Origin of the sequence: Aliiroseovarius sp. xm-d-517 (genome assembly GCF_013283135.1) — a bacterium.
GTDB lineage: Bacteria > Pseudomonadota > Alphaproteobacteria > Rhodobacterales > Rhodobacteraceae > Aliiroseovarius > Aliiroseovarius crassostreae.
In genome coordinates this window covers 2036018-2053048 of record NZ_WBXT01000001.1, presented here as the reverse complement: position 1 = coordinate 2053048, position 17031 = coordinate 2036018, and the positions used below count along the sequence as shown (strand labels likewise).

Sequence of the window (17031 nt, the reverse complement as noted above, 5' to 3'; positions counted from 1 at the left end):
TGACCATACATCAAAAATGACGAAGGGCGGGACAACACCCCGCCCTTTTTTTCTTGCCAAAAATACCTCACGGGGGTCTGGGGGTGTGAAACCCCCAGCCTGCCTCATCCACAATGCCGGTCGACCATACGTTGCACCATCGGCGCAAAATGCCAGTAATCCGGCGTCTCCATATCGTCGCGCTTGCCCGCCTCATCCAGATAGCGCACTGCGATGATTTCCTTGAGGTTCGGGTTGGCCGCAAACTCTGCCACCTCTTCCTCATTCATCGGCCCGCCCTGCAGTTCCAGCGTATGGGCGGAAGCAGGCGACAGGCGTTTGAAATATTCAGGCTTGGTTGCACACAGGTAGCGTTTGGCCGCCACGTGATAGCGCACGCAGTCTGTGATCACACTCGGGAAAAACCGCTCCAGCACCTCGGCGCCTGCATCTTCGTGGTGACGGTCCTCGGTGTCATCCGGATGATAGGTGCCAAATTCCGACGTGAAATGCCCGATATCATGCAAAAGGGCGCCCACGATGATCTCCTCCGATTGTCCATTCTGCTCGGCAATCGTTGCCCCCTGCAACATGTGCTCGGCCATGGTCACGGGTTCGCCAAGATACTCCTCCCCGCCGCGGCGTTCAAAGATCCCACCGATGAATTCGACGATATTTTCAGGCGTCAGCTGGTCGATATCCGGCTTCATTCTGCGGCCTCCTTCTGTTCGGACCGCACCATCGCATCATAGGTCGAGCGCAACCCGTCCTTGTCGGAGTAGCAGCCCTGCAGCCAGCGGGTGCCTTCACCGGAATACCCCTTGCGGGCGTGCAATACACGCGTGTTGTCGACCACAAACCCTTCGCCGGGGTCGAGCCGGAACGTCACCTCCATTGCCTCGTCGTCGATGATTTCACCCAGGCGGCGATAGGCGGCGTAATAGGTGGCCATCTTTTCAAACGGCACGTCGGTCACAGCGGCGAGCGAGCGGTTGTTGAAACGCACCCCAATCAACTCCCCATCCGGGGCCAGTTCAATCATCGGACGGCGGGAGGTCAGGCACACCCCCTCTTCCCCCGCATATTCGAACCGGGCGCAGTGATCCGCCAGAACGTTGAAATAGACTTCGTTTTCGTCGCGCAGACGCAGGGCAGCGGCAAACCCGTCGACCACCATGTTTTCTCCGCCAGCGGCCGAGCTTTCGAGGCAATAAAGCACCTGAACAGACGGTACGGGATCACGGTAGGGGTTATCGGTATGGGCTTGCAGACCCAACCCGGTGAAGGCAAGGTTTGTCGGGTTTACCTCGGTGCGCACCTCGAAATGCTTGCCGTAATTTGTGTCACGGACAAAGCCGAACAGATCGACCACTTTGAACAGCGCACCACTTTCCACAGGGCCGTTCACGACCTTGCCAAAGCCGTATTTGGTAACCTGTCCCAGCCAGTCCTTCAGCGCATCGCCCCCTTTGGACAGTTCCACAAAATCACCCACCGGCACATTGCGCATCAAATCGCTGTTCCAGGCTTCAATGCGCGGGCCAAGCCAGCCGCGGGCCTCGGGCGCCGGTCGGTCATAGGCATTGTCAGCCAGCCAGCCCAGATCGTAAGTGACGGTTTTCATCTCCGGCGTGAAGGTGACCGTCAGCAGGCCACGTTCAACCGAGGCCGCAGACATTGCCGTGTTGGCCGGAATGTCACGCAGGGCAACAAGCCTTTGCCCATTGCCGGGCGCGCGGGTGTCTTCATCCCAGGCATTGTCGCGCAGCCACATCGCGTGGAACCGGGTGTCTTCGCCGTTGATGGAAAGGGTGAGAACCTGACCCTGCGGGTCGATCTTGACTTCGGACATCTGGGCTACCTTCCTTGAGTCTCGAATTGAACGGTCTGTTTTCAGATGACAGTGTCGCTGCATCCGTTCATAAGTTCAATTTAGGGAATGCGTATCTGAGGGGGCGTTTTGCTTATGTCAGTATCTCAACTCTCAAATCTGCCGCTGGATTGGGTGCGTGCGTTTGAGGCCGCCGCCCGCACCGGCAGCTTCACCGGCGCGGCGCGGGAAACCGGCCTGACGCAAGCAGCGATCAGCCAGCGGATCGGTCAGCTTGAGGCGCGGCTTGGGGTGCGGCTTTTTATTCGGCAGGCGCGCGGGGTGGTCCTTTCGGTCGATGGCGAGGCGTGGCTGCCTTATGTCAGTCACGGCCTGACCACGCTGGACCAAAGCGCGGAAGAGCTCTTTGGTATTCGTCGCAAGACCATCACCCTCTCGGCCAGTGCGTCGATGCTGGCCCATTGGATTGCGCCGCGTCTGGCGGAAATACAGATGCCGGGTGAGGTGCAAATCTCGTGTCAGACCATGGTTTTGTCCGCAGACAGCCAGCGTGAGACACCGATGGTGCGGGTGCGGTATGGCGATGGCAGTGGGGCGTTTGATTACAAGGCCAAGCTGTTTGCAGACGCCCTGTCGCCGGTCTGTGCACCACGTTTGATCCGGGGGGGGCGCCGCTGGCAGGACCTGCCGCGCCTCGCGGTGACTGGGCCGCGCGCGGGATGGCAGGCCTGGGCCACCCTGACCGGGGATCTGACAACGCCGGTGCCGCTGTTGCGGTTTGACACATTCACCGCTGCGGTAGCGGCCGCGCGGGCCGGGGCCGGGGTGCTGATGGCCTCTCTGCCTTTGGTGCAGGCGGAGTTGGGAAATGAGCGGCTGCTGCGCTTGTCAGACCATGTCCTGCGCCCGGCGGAAAGTCACTGGATGACGGCGAGCAAACAGGCGGTCGGTAAAAAACAATGGGCGGCGCTGACCGCCGCCCTGTGTATTTAAAGCGTTTCGCCCTACCTTATCCCTGTTTCAGGTAAAAGGCGGAACGCTTTAGGGTCTCGTGTCTTTTATTCGTCCGGGCGGAAATTGGGCGCACGTTTTTCGACAAAAGCCGCCATTCCCTCTTTCTGCGCATGGGTCGCAAAGAGCGAGTGGAACACACGGCGTTCCCACAACAGCCCCTCGTTCAGGGACAGTTCTTCGGCGCGGTTCACAGCCTCGCGGGCAATCATCGCCACGGGTTTGGCATAGCCTGCAATGGTTGCGGCCTCTTTCATCACATGATCCATGATATCCGCATCGGGAAGAACCTGCGCCACCAACCCGCAATCCAGTGCCTCAGCCGCGTCCATCATCCGACCCGTCAGATGCAGTTGCATCGACTTGGCGCGGCCGATCAGCTTGGTCATGCGCTGGGTGCCACCGATCCCGGCAATCACCCCCAGCTTGATCTCGGGCTGACCGAATTTCGCGGTGTCGCTGGCAATGATATAGTCACACATCATGGCCAGTTCACAGCCGCCGCCCAGGGCAAAGCCGCGCACGGCGGCGATTTTCGGCGTGCGGAATTTGGCAAAGATTTCCCACTCGGCGAAGAAATCCATCTCGGCCATGTCGTCATAGCTCTTGTCCGACATTTCCTTGATGTCGGCGCCCGCGGCAAAGGCCTTTTCGCTGCCGGTCAGGACAAAGCAGCCCACGCTTGGGTCGCGATCCAGCGGGGTCAGCTCCTCGATGATCTCGCGGGCCAGTGCCGAATTCAGGGCGTTGAGTTGTTTGGGTCGGTTCAGCGTGACCAGAACCACGCGCCCTTCGCGGGTGATGGTGATGTTTTCAGGCATAGTCGTCTCTGTTTTCGTCAAGTGTCAGTCGTCAAGAAAGGTCGAGATCAGCGGGCCGACCTCGTGGCGTTTGGTGAACATCAGCAGGTGGCCGGCTGAATAGATCTGCAGCGTGGCGTCCGGGATCATGCTGGCGAGCAGAAGCTGGTTTGCAATGGGGATCAGCCCGTCATACTTGCCCGCGATGATCAGCGTGGGCGTGTTGATTGCACGCAGCCATGGCAGGCTGGTCCAGCTGCACATGGCGCGCACCTGGGTGAAGTAACCTTCGGGGCTGGGGGCGATGGCGTGTTTTGAATACTCGCGGAATATTTCCGGGTGCAGGATCGCCTCACCGCCATACATCCAGGGGCCGATGAAATTGCCGTAGGTCTTGTTGGTGAAGCGCAGCGGGAACATGATTTCCGACAGTGCAATTGGTGTGCCCCACCAGCTGCCAATGCCCCCGGCCGAGGTGATTGCCAGTGCCAGATGGCCAATGCGGTCCGGGGCGTCATGGGTCATCTGCTGCGCAAGCGCGCCCCCCCAGGAGATACCGAGAATGTCAAACTGCCTGATCCCCAGCTTGTCCAGCACGGAAAAGGTGAACTGGGCGTAATCGGGAATGGTCGCAATATTGTCGCGCATCTCTGACCGCCCCACGCCGGGCATGTCGATGGCAATCAGCGGGCGAGACCCAAGTTCGTTCAGGATTGGCAGCAGCACTTCAAGTGACTGCCCAAGCCCGTTGCACACCAGAAGCGGGGTCTGGCCGGTCTCCCCCGGTCGATGGAAATAGCGCACGATTGCACCGTCCAGACGCAGGGTATGAACCTCATCAACAACACACTCGCTCATATTCAGGTCCCGCATCCGTTACGCCTTTTCAAGCACATAGGTGCCGGGGGCATCGGCCAGGGGTTTGTGGGTCCTGTTGCCACGTTTGGCTGTAGCCTTGACCATGCCAGAGGGGTTGTTCTCTTCGATCCAGGCGAGCCAGTGCGGCCACCAGCTGCCATCGGTGAGTGTCGCACTTTCTTGCCAGTTGCCGGCGTCCCCGTCCGTTTGGCCATCTGCCCAGAACTTGCGGCGGGTTTTGGCCGGGTGATTGATTACCGTGCCCGAAACATGACCACCGGTGGTCAGCACAAACTCGGTTGGGCCAGATACCAGATCCGTGGCCGTAAAGGACGAGGTCCACGGCACGATATGGTCGCCATCAGCTGCAAGGAAATAACACGGCACGTCGATATTGCGTGTATCCACCGGGGTGCCGCACAGGGTCAGGGCGCCCGGTTCGCGCAGTTTGTTGTTCAGATACATTTCTTCGATGAAGAACCGATACCAGTTGGCGGGCAGGTTCGAGGTGTCACCGTTCCAGTAAAGCACGTCAAACGGAGCGGGAGATTTGCCCAGCAGGTAGTTCGACACCACGAAATTCCACACCGATTCGTTCACATGCAGCATGGCCATCGCGTTGGCGATGTCCCGGCCCGGTGCAATATTCTCGGACCCGAGGCGCTGTTTGTAGATCTCGTTCTGGGCCTGGTCGATAAAGACGCCAATCTGTCCGGGATCGGCAAAGTCGATCAGTGACGACAGGAAGGTTGCGGTGCCCAGCTTGGCACGCAGATCGGCCGGGATCACGGCGAGGGCCGCGATCAGCATCGTGCCGCCATTGCACCATCCCAGCATGTCCACATTGTCTGACTTGCTGATCTCGGAGGCCACGCGCAGTGCCTCGAAAATGCCGTCGCCCACATAGTCATCCCAGCCGCGATCGCCCATCTCTTTGCTGGGGTTGCGCCAGGACAGCATGAAGACGCTCTGTCCTTGTTCCAGCAGGTAACGCACCATGGATTTCTTTTCGTTCAGGTCGAAGATGTAGAATTTGTTCACGCAGGGGGGCACGATCAGAACCGGGTTCTTGCGGACCTGCGGGGTCATCGGATCATATTGGATCAACTCGATGATATCATTTTGAAAAATGACTTTCCCAGGCGTGGTGGCAAGGTTCTTTCCGACCTCAAACGCCTCTTCGTCAGTGGTGGTGATATAGCCCTTTTGCAGATCTTCGATCAGGTTCTGCATACCGTCCTTCAGGCTTTCCCCATTGGTTTCCATCGCAAGGCGCATTGCCTCGGGGTTGGTCATCAGGAAATTCGAGGGGGACATATTGTCGGCGGCAACGCGGGTGTAAAAGCTCAGCATTTCCTGCTCATGCTTCGGCAGTCCGGCCGCGTCGGCCATATCTGCCATGGCCTTGGCCGTCAGCTCGTAAGACTGGCGCATCAGGGGAAAGATCCCTTCGCTCCATGCCTCTGCCTTGAAGCGGTGATCGCGCGAGGGTTCGGCCTCCTGCCCCGGTTGGCCAGCAGTCATCCAGGCCTGTGCAATGTCGTTTTGATATTGCAGCCAGGTATTTGCCCAGGCCGAAAAGGGGGATTTGTCTTTTGCATACATGGCTTCAAGGGATTTGAAGAACTCATTTGACATATGGGCACCTATCGGGTCGCAGTGGCAGATTGTGACAATCATGCAGGGAAATGCTTCACAAGTGTTGCAGGTTGTCAGTTTCTTGCAACTCCAAGGGACAAAATGCGGGGTGTTTCGTCTGAGCCGGGGAGTGAAGCGGGTTCATTCTGCTCAGTGGTTTTGTAACCCCCGTTAGGGTCATGCGGCCCCTGTCTCTCATTTGGCAGGGCAAGGTCGCCGCAAAGGTGGCGATTTTGGCTTGGTGACCCCCGCCCCTCGAAACCGGTTAGCTATTGGTCAGGAGCTGATACCCGGGCAGGGTGATTGAGCGCACGGATGTGATTGGATCTGCGCCAATCCAGGTTGTGCGTTCGATCACCAGAAGGGCGCTTCCAGGATCTGTCGCAAGCGTTCTGGCCGTGTCCTCATCGGCGGAAATGGCATAAATCCGCAGATCGAAACGGGTATAGGGCTTGTTGCGCACCAGCCATTCATTTGCACTTTCCCGCGTCAGATCAACATCAAGAATTTCGGGTGCGGTTTCGATGCTGACCCAGCGATCTTCGAAAACATATGGCCTGTGATCTGCAAGATGCAGCGCCTGCACCTGCAACATCGAGGTCGGTTCGGCTTGCTCAAGCTTGGCGGTGATGTCTCTGGGCGTGGGGCGCACCTGCTGATCAATCAGCTGATAGCCGTAAACGGCGCCGGTTTCCTCGACCTCAAGGCGGGTGATTGGAATATCAAGCGTTGCCCGGGTGACCGGGTTCGCCCGCACGCGGGTTCCCCCTTTGCGCTTTCGTTCAATCAATCCGATGTCAGAGAGGTCCTGCATGGCGCGTTGCACCGTTGTCCGGGCGCAGCCGAATTGTTCGGCAAGATCTGCATCGCGTGGCAGCTTGTTGCCCGGAGCATAGGTGCGATCAAGGATCTGATCACGGATCCGGTCCCTGACTTCTTTCCAGGACTGGCGGTCTGCGTTCATATTTCCTGCTCCAGCTCTCCCATGACCTTGACGAAATCCATTGTTATACGGTCGCGGGCAAGGTGACGACCGTCTTTTACAACATGACGCCCTGCGCTCCAGATATCGGTGATGCAATCCTGCCCATGCCCGCCGAATATCAGCGTATCCAGCGCCATGTCCCCGCTTCGGTTGGCGCCCCATTCATTGTCCAGATCAAGACCGATGATATCCGCAACCATGCCCGGAGCAAGAACGCCGCAGTCCCGCCCCCCTGCCTGAGCCCCACCAAGATTGGCTGCGTCAAACAGCACCCGCCCGGTCGAGCGGTCCTGCGTTGCCAGGGCGGCCCGGCTCCGATCACGCAGGCGCTGAGAATATTCCAGTGTCCTGAGTTCGTCGAAAAGCGCGATATGCACGTTTGAATCAGAGCCAAAGCCGACACGCCCCCCGTCGGCCAGAAACTGCGTGCCGTTGAAAATACCGTCCCCAAGGTTGGATTCCGTGATCGGGCAAAGCCCGGCAACAGCCCCGGATCTGGCCAGACCGCGGGTTTCGGCCTCTGTCATCTGGGTGGCGTGGATCAGACACCACCGGGCATCGACATCGTGATTGTCCAAAAGCCATTCGGTTGGGCGCGCGCCCAGATGGGCTACAACTTCTTCAACTTCGGCGACCTGTTCGGCAAGATGCATGTGGATGGGGCCGCGCGCGCCCAAGGCGACCGAGCGGGCCATCCCCTCGGCATCGACCGCCCGCAGGGAATGCGGCGCCACACCGATGGCGAAATCTGCTGGTCCGGCTGCCACGGCCCGTGCAGCCCCTTCATGCAGGCGTTGAAACTGATCCGGGTCATTGCCAAACCGCCGCTGCCCACCGTTCAGCGGACGGGCATCACAGCCACCATGCTGGTAAAGCACCGGCAGAAGCGTGAGACCAATGCCCACATCGCTGGCAGCTTCGACAATCCGCTCGGACATTTCGGCAAGGTTTGCATAGGTCTTTCCATCCCGATCATGATGCAGATAGTGGAACTCCGCCACGGAGGCATATCCAGCCTCAAGCATCTCCAGAAACACCTGGGCCGCGATGGCCTGCACCTGATCCGGGGTGAGCTGATCGAGAAACTTATACATCAGCCGCCGCCAGCTCCAGAAACTGTCGCTTGCATCCGGTCCCCGCGCTTCGGTCAGGCCTGACATGGCGCGTTGGAACGCATGGCTGTGCAGGTTCAGCGGGGCCGGGAGCACCAGTGACGCCGTGGCGTTTGCGTCGTCTGCGGCCGGCTTGATGTAAGAGATTCGCCCCTTCTCAAGCCCGATCTCAACATTGGTTTGCCAGCCGCTTTTTGTAAGGGCCTGTTTTGCGATGATTTTTTTCATGTCGGGAGTCCATTGACTTAATATGTAGCGTCATATTATTTATATGTAGCTACATAATCAAGGATAAACGATGCCCCCGTCCCACCTGCTGACTGACCTGACCATTGCAACCATGGCGCCCGGCGTCTCGGGCTACGGCCTGATAGAGGGTGGTATGGTGGCAATCGAAAACGGTAAGATTGCCTGGGCTGGACCGGCCTCTGACTGCCCGTCCCAATATGCCGGATTGCCGGCCCGCTCCTTCGATGGGCGTCTGCTGACACCTGCCCTGATCGACTGCCACACCCATATCGTCCATGGTGGCAATCGGGCGCGCGAATTCGAGATGCGCCTGAAGGGGGCCTCTTATGAAGAGATCGCGCGCGCGGGGGGCGGGATTGTCTCAACCGTGACGGCCACGCGGGAGGCGTCGGAACAGGAGCTTCTGGCCTCTGCCCTGAGATTGGCCGACAGTCTGATTGCCGAGGGTTTGACCACCGTTGAGATCAAGTCAGGCTACGGGCTGGATATTGACACCGAACTGAAAATGCTGCGCACCGCGCGCCGGATTGCTGATATGCGTCCGGTGCGGGTTCTGACCACATTCCTCGGGGCTCATGCGGTGCCGGCAGAATATGCCGGGCGCGATGACGCCTATATCGACGAGGTCTGCATCCCGACCCTGCGCGCCGCCCATGCGGAAGGTTTGGTGGATGCGGTGGACGGGTTCTGCGAAGGGATTGCGTTTCAGCCCGACCAGATTGCGCGCGTGTTTGATGTGGCCCGCGATTTGGGTCTGCCGGTCAAGCTGCATGCTGAGCAATTGTCGAACCTCGGGGGCGCAAAACTTGCCGCCAGTTACGGCGCCTTGTCGGCAGATCATATCGAATATCTTGATGACGATGGCGTGGGGGCCATGGCCAAAGCCGGCACCACGGCCGTCATCCTGCCGGGCGCTTTCTATACCTTGCGCGAAACCCAAAAGCCGCCGATTGCGGCGCTGCGTGAGATGAGGGTTCCCATGGCGCTGGCAACCGATGCCAATCCGGGGTCGTCGCCGCTTACCTCATTGCTCTTGACGATGAACATGGGCTGCACGCTGTTTCAGATGACCCCGGAAGAAGCCCTGGCCGGGGTGACCCGCAATGCTGCCCGCGCGCTTGGCCTGGCCGATTGCGGCGTGATCGAAGCGGGAAAACGTGCGGATCTGGCGATCTGGGATGTCGGGCACCCGTCGGAACTTGCCTATCGCATTGGCTTCAACCCCCTACACAAACGTATTTTCGGAGGTCACGCATGAGCGTGCTTGAACTTACCCCGGGCGCAGTCACGCTGGCCCAACTCGCGCAGGTCTACCGGGCGGAAATGCCGGTCACTTTGAACCGGGATTGCAAGCCTGCCGTGGAAAAGGCTGCCAGCCGGATTGCGGATGCCGCTGCTGGCGATGCAGCCGTTTACGGCGTCAACACCGGGTTTGGCAAACTTGCCAGCCTCAAGATTGCGCCGGAAGACACGGCAACGCTGCAGCGCAACCTGATCCTCAGCCATTGTTGCGGGGTGGGTGAGGCCGTGCCGCGCCGCATGGCCCGGTTGATGATGACATTGAAACTTCTGAGTTTTGGTCGGGGGGCCTCTGGGGTGCGCTGGGACTATGTGACGCTTCTGGAACGGATGCTGGCGCGCGGGGTGACGCCGATCATCCCCGCACAGGGGTCGGTCGGGGCGTCGGGCGACCTGGCACCGCTGTCACATATGACGGCGGTGGTGATCGGAGAAGGGGAAGCGGAGTTTGACGGAGAGGTTCTTCCCGGTGCCAAGGCGCTTGCGAAGGCCGGGCTTGCGCCGGTCCCACTTGGCCCCAAGGAAGGGCTCGCCTTTATCAATGGCACGCAGTTTTCGACGGCCTTTGCGCTGGCGGGCCTGTTTGAGGCCTGGCAGGCCGCGCAGAATGCGCTGGTGATTTCGGCCCTGTCGACCGATGCTATCATGGGCTCGACGGCACCCCTTCAGCCAGAGATCCATTCCCTTCGTGGCCAACCCGGCCAGATCGAGGCCGCCGCCGCGATGCGCGCCATTCTCGACGGGTCCGAAATTCGCGAAAGCCACCGCGATGATGACACCCGTGTGCAGGATCCCTATTGCATCCGCTGCCAGCCACAGGTGACCGGGGCCGCGATGGACGTGCTGCGTCAGGCGGCAGTGACATTGGAGATTGAAGCAAACGCGGCCACCGACAACCCGTTGGTGCTGACCGAGGCGGGGCTGATCGTGTCGGGGGGCAATTTCCATGCTGAACCGGTGGGCTTTGCGGCTGACATGATCGCGCTTGCGGTTTCCGAGATCGGGGCGATTGCTCAGCGGCGGATAGCCCTGATGGTCGATCCAACGCTAAGCCATGACCTGCCGCCGTTCCTGACCCCCGAACCGGGGCTGAATTCCGGTCTGATGATTGCCGAGGTGACCACCGCCGCGCTGATGAGCGAAAACAAGCATCTCGCCAATCCCTGCGTGACCGATTCCACGCCCACCTCCGCCAATCAGGAGGATCATGTCTCCATGGCCGCCCACGGGGCCCGGCGCCTGATGCAGATGAGCGCAAACCTGAACCGCATCCTGGGGGTTGAGCTGCTTTGTGCCGCGCAGGGCGTGGAGTTCCGCGCGCCACTGTTGACCAGCCAGCCCTTGCAGGCCGTTCTGGCCCGGTTGCGGCGTGATGTCGAAACACTTGGGGCGGATCGCTATATGGCGCCTGACATTGAGGCGGCGGCCCGGTTGGTGACAACAGGGGCGCTGGTTCAAGCCTGCCAAACGGATTTGCCGGAGCTTGGCGCATGAATGTCTTTGAGGTCACTCGGGGGGACAGCCCAATTGTCCTGGGCCAGCCTCATGGCGGCACTTTTGTCCCAGAAAGGGTTTTTGCCCGCCTGAATGCCAACGGCCGGGTTCTGGCCGATACGGATTGGCATATCTCGAAGCTCTATGAAGGACTTCTGGGTGGGGCCACGGTGGTCAGGTCCAATATCCACCGCTATGTGATCGACGCCAATCGTGACCCCGAAGGGGTCTCGCTTTATCCGGGTCAGAACACCACCACGCTGGTGCCTCTGACCGATTTCGACGGGCAGGAGATCTGGGATGAGGGGCAGCACCCGTCCGAGGATGAGGTCGAGGACCGTCGTCAGACCTACCATGCCCCGTATCACGCGGCGCTGCAGGCTGAGCTGGACCGGGTCCGGGACAGGCATGGTGTGGCGATCCTGTTCGACTGCCACTCGATCCGGTCGCAGATTCCATTCCTGTTTGACGGGGTTCTGCCAGACTTCAACATCGGCACCAATCTGGGCGCGACCTGTGTGCCCACAATTGAAGCGGCCACACTTGCGGTCTGTGCTGATGCTGACGGTTATTCCTCGGTGACAAATGGCCGGTTCAAAGGTGGCTGGACCACCCGTCATTACGGCCAGCCGGAGACCGGCATTCACGCGATCCAGATGGAGCTCGCCCAACGCGCCTATATGGACGAGGCCGCGCCCTGGACCTACCGCACCGATCGAGCGGACCGGCTGCGTCCGCATCTCAAAACCATTCTGCACAACCTGCACAACCTCGCGCTTTCCGGCGAGCTGACCCGATAAGGAGACCCGAAGTGACTGATCCCCGCAAGAACACCCGTGACATCTTTCCCCCCACCGGCCCGGAGCTGAACGCAAAAAGCTGGATGACTGAGGCGCCGCTTCGCATGATGATGAACAACCTGCACCCGGATGTGGCTGAGAACCCGCATGAGCTGGTGGTCTATGGCGGGATCGGACGGGCGGCCCGCACTTGGCAGGATTTCGACCTGATGGTCGACACGTTGAAGTCTCTGGAAGAGGACGAGACGATGGTGGTGCAGTCGGGCAAACCGGTTGCCGTGGTCAAAACCCACTCGGATGCGCCACGCGTTTTGATTGCGAACTCCAACCTCGTGCCGCATTGGGCCAATTGGGACCATTTCAACGAGCTCGATAAAAAGGGCCTGATGATGTATGGCCAGATGACCGCCGGGTCATGGATTTACATCGGGTCGCAGGGCATTGTGCAGGGCACCTATGAGACCTTCGCCGAGGCGGGGCGTCAGCACTATGGCGGGGATCTGAAAGGTCGCTGGATCCTGACCGGTGGCCTTGGTGGCATGGGCGGTGCCCAACCGTTGGCGGCGGTGATGGCCGGGGCCTGCTGTCTGGCGGTGGAATGTGATGAAAGATCCGCCGATTTCCGCCTGCGCACCCGTTATGTGGACGAAAAGACCCATTCGCTCGATGAGGCGCTGGAGATGATCGCGCGCTGGACCAAGGCGGGCGAGGCGAAATCCGTGGCGCTGATCGGCAATGCCGCCGATATTTTCCCCGAGATTTACAAACGTGGTGTGTGCCCGGACATCGTGACCGACCAGACTTCGGCCCATGATCCGATCAACGGCTACCTACCGCAGGGCTGGAGCGTAGCCGAATGGCGCGCCAAGGCCGAAACCGCCCCGAAAGAGGTGGAGAAAGCCGCCCGCGCCTCAATGCGGGTGCAGGTGGAGGCGATGGTTGCGTTTCACGAGGCTGGCGTGCCCACAGTGGATTACGGCAACAACATTCGCCAGATGGCGCTGGAAGAAGGGCTGGAAAACGCCTTTGCCTTTCCGGGATTTGTGCCCGCCTATATCCGCCCGCTGTTTTGCAAAGGGGTTGGCCCGTTCCGCTGGGCGGCCCTCTCGGGCGATCCGGAAGACATTTACAAGACCGATCAGGCGATGAAGGAGCTTTTCCCCGAGAACACGCATCTGCACAACTGGCTTGATATGGCCCGCGACCGGATCGCCTTTCAGGGCCTTCCTGCCCGGATCTGCTGGATTGGCCTTGGCGACCGGCACCGCGCGGGTCTGAAGTTCAACGAAATGGTGGCTTCGGGTGAGCTGAAAGCCCCGGTTGTGATTGGTCGGGACCATCTGGACAGCGGATCTGTTGCCAGCCCCAACCGCGAGACCGAAGCAATGCGCGATGGGTCGGACGCTGTCTCGGACTGGCCGCTCTTGAACGCGCTGGTCAACACCGCGAGCGGCGCGACCTGGGTCAGCCTGCACCATGGCGGCGGCGTTGGCATGGGCTTTTCGCAACATGCCGGTGTGGTGATCTGCGCTGACGGCACGCCCGAGGCGGCCAAGCGGTTGGAGCGGGTCCTGTGGAACGATCCGGCCAGCGGTGTCTGGCGTCATGCGGATGCCGGATACGACATCGCGCTGGACTGCGCCCGCGAACATGGGTTGCGGCTCCCCGGAATTCTCGGAAACTGAAAATAACCACAACCAACAGGGAGAAGACGACATGGACAGAAGAAAATTTCTAGCAGGAGGTGCGGTTGGCACGGCGGCAACTGCCCTTGCAGCCCCGGCGATTGCGCAGGATGTTCGCCAGTGGAAAATGGTCACGGCCTGGCCCAAGAACCTGCCCGGGCCGGGTGTGGCGGCGCAGATGCTGGCAGATCGGATCACAACCCTGTCCGGCGGACGGATCGAGGTGAAACTTTTTGCCGCGGGTGAGCTGGTGCCGGGCCGTGGCGTCTTTGACGCGGTCAGTGAGGGCACGGCTGAGCTTTACCACGCGGTTCCCGCCTATTGGGGGTCGAAATCCAAAGGGATCCTCCTGTTTGGCTCGCAGCCCTTTGGTTTGCGTGCGGATGAACAGGTCGGGTGGATGTATCACGGTGGTGGACAGGCGCTTTATGACGAAATGTATGGCCGTTTCGGCATCAAACCTTTCCTCTGTGGCAACTCAGGCCCGCAATGGGGTGGGTGGTTCCGCGATGAAATCCAATCCGCACAGGACCTCAAAGGTCTCAAATTCCGCACCACCGGGCTCGCGTCGGAAATGGCGGCAAAACTTGGCATGGCGGCAGAAGCGATGAGCGGTCCGGCCATGTTCCAGGCGCTTCAGACCGGGGCGCTGGACGCGGGTGAGTTCATCGGCCCGTGGACGGACAGTGCGCTGGGCTATTATCAGGTCGCCAAGAACTATTACTGGCCAGGTGTTGGTGAGCCATCTTCGGCTGAGGAATGTGGGGTCAATCAGGACAAGTTCAATGAATTGCCGGAGGACCTGAAACAGGTTGTGCAACTGGCCTGTGAGAGCCTCTACAACCCGGTCTGGACCGAATACACCACCAAACACGCGCTGGCCCTGAAAAAGCTGGTGGAGGAGCATGGCGTTCAGGTCAGGATGTTCCCCGAAGACGTCATCACCGCAATGGGCAAAGCGGCCGCCGAAGTGGTTGATGATCTGCGTCAGGATGAGGACGAGCTGGTGCGCCGTATCACCGAAAGCTTTGTTGCCTACCGCGACAGCGTCGGGGGATACATGAGCTTTGCAGATAACGGTCAGATGAACGCCCGTGCCGGCGTGTTGGGCTATTAAACAGGTTGGCAGCGTGGTCGAGAGGCCGCGCTGCCCTTGAAAATGCGGCAGAGGAGGATGCCCCGTGGCTGCAATAGCGCGTCTGTTTGATCTGATAAATCAGACGATCAGCATGGCGGTGCGATGGCTCGCACTTGCGATGGTTCTTGTCCAGTTTTCGATTGTCGTTGGACGCTATGTGTTTGGCATCAACTCCGTCGCCGTGCAGGAAAGCGTGCTTTACATGCATTCGGCCCTGTTCATGCTGGCGGCGGGATATACGTTGCTGGTCGATAAACATGTTCGGGTGGATGTGTTTTATGCAAAACTGGGTGACAAGGCCCGACGCCGGATTGACCTGTTCGGGCATTTCTTCCTGCTGATCCCTTCCATGCTTGCCCTGCTATACTGGTCCTGGCCTTCGGTTCGCAGTTCCTGGAGCATCCTTGAGGGGCCGCTTTCGGTGGGGGGGATCAAGGCGGTCTTCCTGCTGAAATCTCTCATCCCCGCTTTTTGCATTCTGGTCCTCATTCAATCCGTCGCCATCCTGCTCAGACTGCTGAGCGAGGAGAAATCATCATGAGCGCGCATCTTGATCTGATCATGTTCGCGGCCCTTATGGGGGCCATCCTGATGGGGTTTCCCGTATCTTTCAGCATTGCCGGCGTGGCCATCATATTTGCCTATCTCGGTTGGATGCTGGGGGTGATGGACATCTCATTGCTTGGGGCGATGAGCCAGCGCGTCTTTGGACTGCTGAGCAATCAGGTGCTGATCGCCATCCCCCTTTTTGTGCTCATGGGAGCGATACTTGAAAAAAGTCAGGTTGCAGAAAACCTGTTGGACACGATGGGGCGCCTGTTTGGGCAGCTCAAAGGCGGACTCGGGATCTCGGTAGTTCTGGTCGGAGCACTTCTGGCGGCCTCAACCGGCATTGTCGGGGCCACGGTGGTTGCCATGGGGATGATCGCGCTGCCCACCATGCTGCGGTCGGGATATGATACCAGGGTTGCCGCTGGCATCGTGTGCACCGCGGGGACGCTGGGCCAGATCATCCCGCCCTCAACCCTGCTGATCATCCTTGCCGACGTCATGTCCAATGCCTATCAGCAAGCGCAGTATGAGCAGGGGAAATTCTCGGTTGAGGCGCTTTCCGTGGGGCAGTTCTTTTCCGCAGCCCTGTTGCCGGGGCTGACACTGGTGGTGCTGTATCTCATCTATATCGTGATCCGGGGGGTGCTGCGCCCACAGGATATGCCCTCGGCCCCCGTTGATCTGGCGCGGCCACAATGGCGCGAAGTGGTTGCGGCCATTGTCCCGCCTGTCCTGCTGATCTTTGCGGTTCTCGGTGCCATTCTGGGGGGGATTGCCACCCCAACCGAAGCGGCCTCTGTTGGGGCTGTGGGGGCGCTGTTGATGGCTGGTCTGCGTTCGGGCGGATCGCACCGGATGATCTTTCTGGGGGCGGGATCTTTCATCTTGCTGGCCGTGCTTTCAGGGCTGGCTCCGGTTCGCCTGCAGCGGGATGACCTGGGGCTTGGTTCATTCTCGCTGGGTATGATCTATGCGGTGCTTGCGGCCATCGGTGGGGTGGCTGTGCTTATCTCACTCTATGCGAGTTGGCCCAAGCGCATTCTGCACGATGCGGTCGAATCTACCGCGACCATGACCGCGATGATTTTTGCCACCATCCTGGCTGCGGGCATGTTCTCGCTGGTGTTCATTGGTCTGGGTGGGGAGGAACGGGTTGCGCATATCTTGTCGGAATTGCCCGGCGGTCCGATCGGAGCGTTGCTGTTCTGTATGGTCTTCATCTTCCTGCTGGGCTTCTTCCTCGATTTCGTTGAAATCTCGGTCATTGTCCTGCCCCTGATCACACCGCAGCTGATTTTGATGGGATATGACCCGATCTGGCTGGGCATCCTGATTGCTATCAACCTACAGACCAGCTTCCTCACCCCCCCGTTCGGGTTCTCCCTGTTTTATTTGCGCGGGGCGGCCCCGAAAGAGGTCTCAACCGGGGCAATTTATGCAGGTGTTGTCCCCTTCATTGCCTTGCAGGCCGTGGGTGTTCTGTTGGTTTGGGTGATCCCCAATCTGGCCACCTGGCTGCCTTCGGTCCTGTTTTGAGGTGAACTTCCCCTTGATGGCTGGGTCGGGGACCCGGCCGTCAAAGCGTTTCGGTCTGGCGGGG

Annotated in this window: 15 protein-coding genes; 8 read left to right on the top strand and 7 right to left on the bottom strand. The window is 59.9% G+C overall.

Annotated elements, in window-relative coordinates; translation table 11 throughout:
• Nucleotides 1–104 precede the first annotated feature (104 nt).
• Together XMD517_RS09930 and XMD517_RS09925 are read right to left on the bottom strand one after the other, a co-directional pair.
• Complete coding sequence (locus XMD517_RS09930) at nucleotides 105–689, bottom strand: HD domain-containing protein (protein WP_173486137.1); 585 nt, start codon at nucleotides 687–689, stop codon at nucleotides 105–107.
• On the bottom strand, nucleotides 686–1831 hold the full coding sequence (locus XMD517_RS09925; protein WP_173486136.1) for a TauD/TfdA family dioxygenase: 1146 nt from the start codon (nucleotides 1829–1831) through the stop codon (nucleotides 686–688). Before XMD517_RS09925 ends, XMD517_RS09930 begins: the two co-directional genes overlap by 4 nt.
• A 114-nt stretch (nucleotides 1832–1945) precedes the next feature.
• Between XMD517_RS09925 and XMD517_RS09920 the strand changes: the two genes are divergently transcribed.
• Nucleotides 1946–2803 (top strand): LysR family transcriptional regulator, encoded by an 858-nt coding sequence (locus XMD517_RS09920; protein ID WP_173486135.1) that lies wholly within the window; start codon nucleotides 1946–1948, stop codon nucleotides 2801–2803.
• 65 nt (nucleotides 2804–2868) lie between these two features.
• Here XMD517_RS09920 and XMD517_RS09915 read toward each other — a convergent pair whose 3' ends face one another.
• The 5 genes from XMD517_RS09915 to XMD517_RS09895 all read right to left on the bottom strand — a co-directional run bounded on the left by XMD517_RS09915 (nucleotide 2869) and on the right by XMD517_RS09895 (nucleotide 8442).
• Nucleotides 2869–3642, bottom strand: coding sequence for an enoyl-CoA hydratase-related protein (locus tag XMD517_RS09915; RefSeq protein WP_173486134.1), 774 nt, complete (start codon nucleotides 3640–3642; stop codon nucleotides 2869–2871).
• A 24-nt stretch (nucleotides 3643–3666) separates the two neighbouring features.
• Nucleotides 3667–4479, bottom strand: coding sequence for an alpha/beta fold hydrolase (locus XMD517_RS09910; protein WP_173487884.1), 813 nt, complete (start codon nucleotides 4477–4479; stop codon nucleotides 3667–3669).
• Between the two features lie 18 nt (nucleotides 4480–4497).
• Nucleotides 4498–6159 carry an alpha/beta hydrolase gene (locus XMD517_RS09905; protein WP_173486132.1) on the bottom strand — a complete coding sequence of 554 codons (1662 nt, stop codon included), beginning with the start codon at nucleotides 6157–6159 and terminating at the stop codon, nucleotides 4498–4500.
• 223 nt (nucleotides 6160–6382) lie between these two features.
• Nucleotides 6383–7081 (bottom strand): GntR family transcriptional regulator, encoded by a 699-nt coding sequence (locus tag XMD517_RS09900; protein WP_173486131.1) that lies wholly within the window; start codon nucleotides 7079–7081, stop codon nucleotides 6383–6385.
• A complete protein-coding gene (locus XMD517_RS09895) occupies nucleotides 7078–8442 on the bottom strand; it encodes a formimidoylglutamate deiminase (RefSeq protein WP_173487885.1) in 1365 nt (454 codons plus the stop codon). The genes XMD517_RS09900 and XMD517_RS09895 overlap by 4 nt, the downstream gene beginning before the upstream one ends.
• A 70-nt stretch (nucleotides 8443–8512) precedes the next feature.
• Here XMD517_RS09895 and hutI point away from each other — a divergent pair, with 70 nt between their 5' ends.
• From hutI to XMD517_RS09860, 7 genes are all read left to right on the top strand, one after another.
• Nucleotides 8513–9721 (top strand): imidazolonepropionase, encoded by a 1209-nt coding sequence (gene hutI / locus XMD517_RS09890; protein WP_173487886.1) that lies wholly within the window; start codon nucleotides 8513–8515, stop codon nucleotides 9719–9721.
• Nucleotides 9718–11256: a histidine ammonia-lyase gene (hutH, locus tag XMD517_RS09885; RefSeq protein WP_173487887.1), complete on the top strand. Its 1539-nt coding sequence runs from the start codon at nucleotides 9718–9720 to the stop codon at nucleotides 11254–11256. Before hutI ends, hutH begins: the two co-directional genes overlap by 4 nt.
• Complete coding sequence (gene hutG, locus XMD517_RS09880; protein WP_173487888.1) at nucleotides 11253–12056, top strand: N-formylglutamate deformylase; 804 nt, start codon at nucleotides 11253–11255, stop codon at nucleotides 12054–12056. Before hutH ends, hutG begins: the two co-directional genes overlap by 4 nt.
• An 11-nt stretch (nucleotides 12057–12067) precedes the next feature.
• The gene (gene hutU / locus XMD517_RS09875; protein ID WP_173487889.1) at nucleotides 12068–13741 is read left to right on the top strand and encodes a urocanate hydratase; all 1674 of its coding nucleotides are present in this window, start codon (nucleotides 12068–12070) and stop codon (nucleotides 13739–13741) included.
• Between the two features lie 31 nt (nucleotides 13742–13772).
• The gene (locus XMD517_RS09870; RefSeq protein WP_173487890.1) at nucleotides 13773–14858 is read left to right on the top strand and encodes a TRAP transporter substrate-binding protein; all 1086 of its coding nucleotides are present in this window, start codon (nucleotides 13773–13775) and stop codon (nucleotides 14856–14858) included.
• Between the two features lie 112 nt (nucleotides 14859–14970).
• Nucleotides 14971–15420: a TRAP transporter small permease subunit gene (locus XMD517_RS09865; RefSeq protein ID WP_173487916.1), complete on the top strand. Its 450-nt coding sequence runs from the start codon at nucleotides 14971–14973 to the stop codon at nucleotides 15418–15420.
• Nucleotides 15417–16967 (top strand): TRAP transporter large permease subunit, encoded by a 1551-nt coding sequence (locus XMD517_RS09860; RefSeq protein ID WP_173487891.1) that lies wholly within the window; start codon nucleotides 15417–15419, stop codon nucleotides 16965–16967. The genes XMD517_RS09865 and XMD517_RS09860 overlap by 4 nt, the downstream gene beginning before the upstream one ends.
• Nucleotides 16968–17031 lie beyond the last annotated feature (64 nt).

Excerpts from the sequence above, each read along its gene's own strand:
- XMD517_RS09870 (WP_173487890.1), top strand. The coding sequence starts at position 13,773 with ATGGACAGAAGAAAATTTCTAGCAGGAGGTGCGGTTGGCACGGCGGCA.
- hutI (WP_173487886.1), top strand. The coding sequence starts at position 8,513 with ATGCCCCCGTCCCACCTGCTGACTGACCTGACCATTGCAACCATGGCG.
- hutG (WP_173487888.1), top strand. The coding sequence starts at position 11,253 with ATGAATGTCTTTGAGGTCACTCGGGGGGACAGCCCAATTGTCCTGGGC.
- XMD517_RS09900 (WP_173486131.1), bottom strand. The coding sequence starts at position 7,081 with ATGAACGCAGACCGCCAGTCCTGGAAAGAAGTCAGGGACCGGATCCGT.
- XMD517_RS09930 (WP_173486137.1), bottom strand. The coding sequence starts at position 689 with ATGAAGCCGGATATCGACCAGCTGACGCCTGAAAATATCGTCGAATTC.
- XMD517_RS09920 (WP_173486135.1), top strand. The coding sequence starts at position 1,946 with ATGTCAGTATCTCAACTCTCAAATCTGCCGCTGGATTGGGTGCGTGCG.
- XMD517_RS09915 (WP_173486134.1), bottom strand. The coding sequence starts at position 3,642 with ATGCCTGAAAACATCACCATCACCCGCGAAGGGCGCGTGGTTCTGGTC.
- XMD517_RS09860 (WP_173487891.1), top strand. The coding sequence starts at position 15,417 with ATGAGCGCGCATCTTGATCTGATCATGTTCGCGGCCCTTATGGGGGCC.
- XMD517_RS09910 (WP_173487884.1), bottom strand. The coding sequence starts at position 4,479 with ATGAGCGAGTGTGTTGTTGATGAGGTTCATACCCTGCGTCTGGACGGT.
- hutH (WP_173487887.1), top strand. The coding sequence starts at position 9,718 with ATGAGCGTGCTTGAACTTACCCCGGGCGCAGTCACGCTGGCCCAACTC.
- XMD517_RS09865 (WP_173487916.1), top strand. The coding sequence starts at position 14,971 with ATGGCGGTGCGATGGCTCGCACTTGCGATGGTTCTTGTCCAGTTTTCG.
- XMD517_RS09905 (WP_173486132.1), bottom strand. The coding sequence starts at position 6,159 with ATGATTGTCACAATCTGCCACTGCGACCCGATAGGTGCCCATATGTCA.
- XMD517_RS09895 (WP_173487885.1), bottom strand. The coding sequence starts at position 8,442 with ATGAAAAAAATCATCGCAAAACAGGCCCTTACAAAAAGCGGCTGGCAA.
- XMD517_RS09925 (WP_173486136.1), bottom strand. The coding sequence starts at position 1,831 with ATGTCCGAAGTCAAGATCGACCCGCAGGGTCAGGTTCTCACCCTTTCC.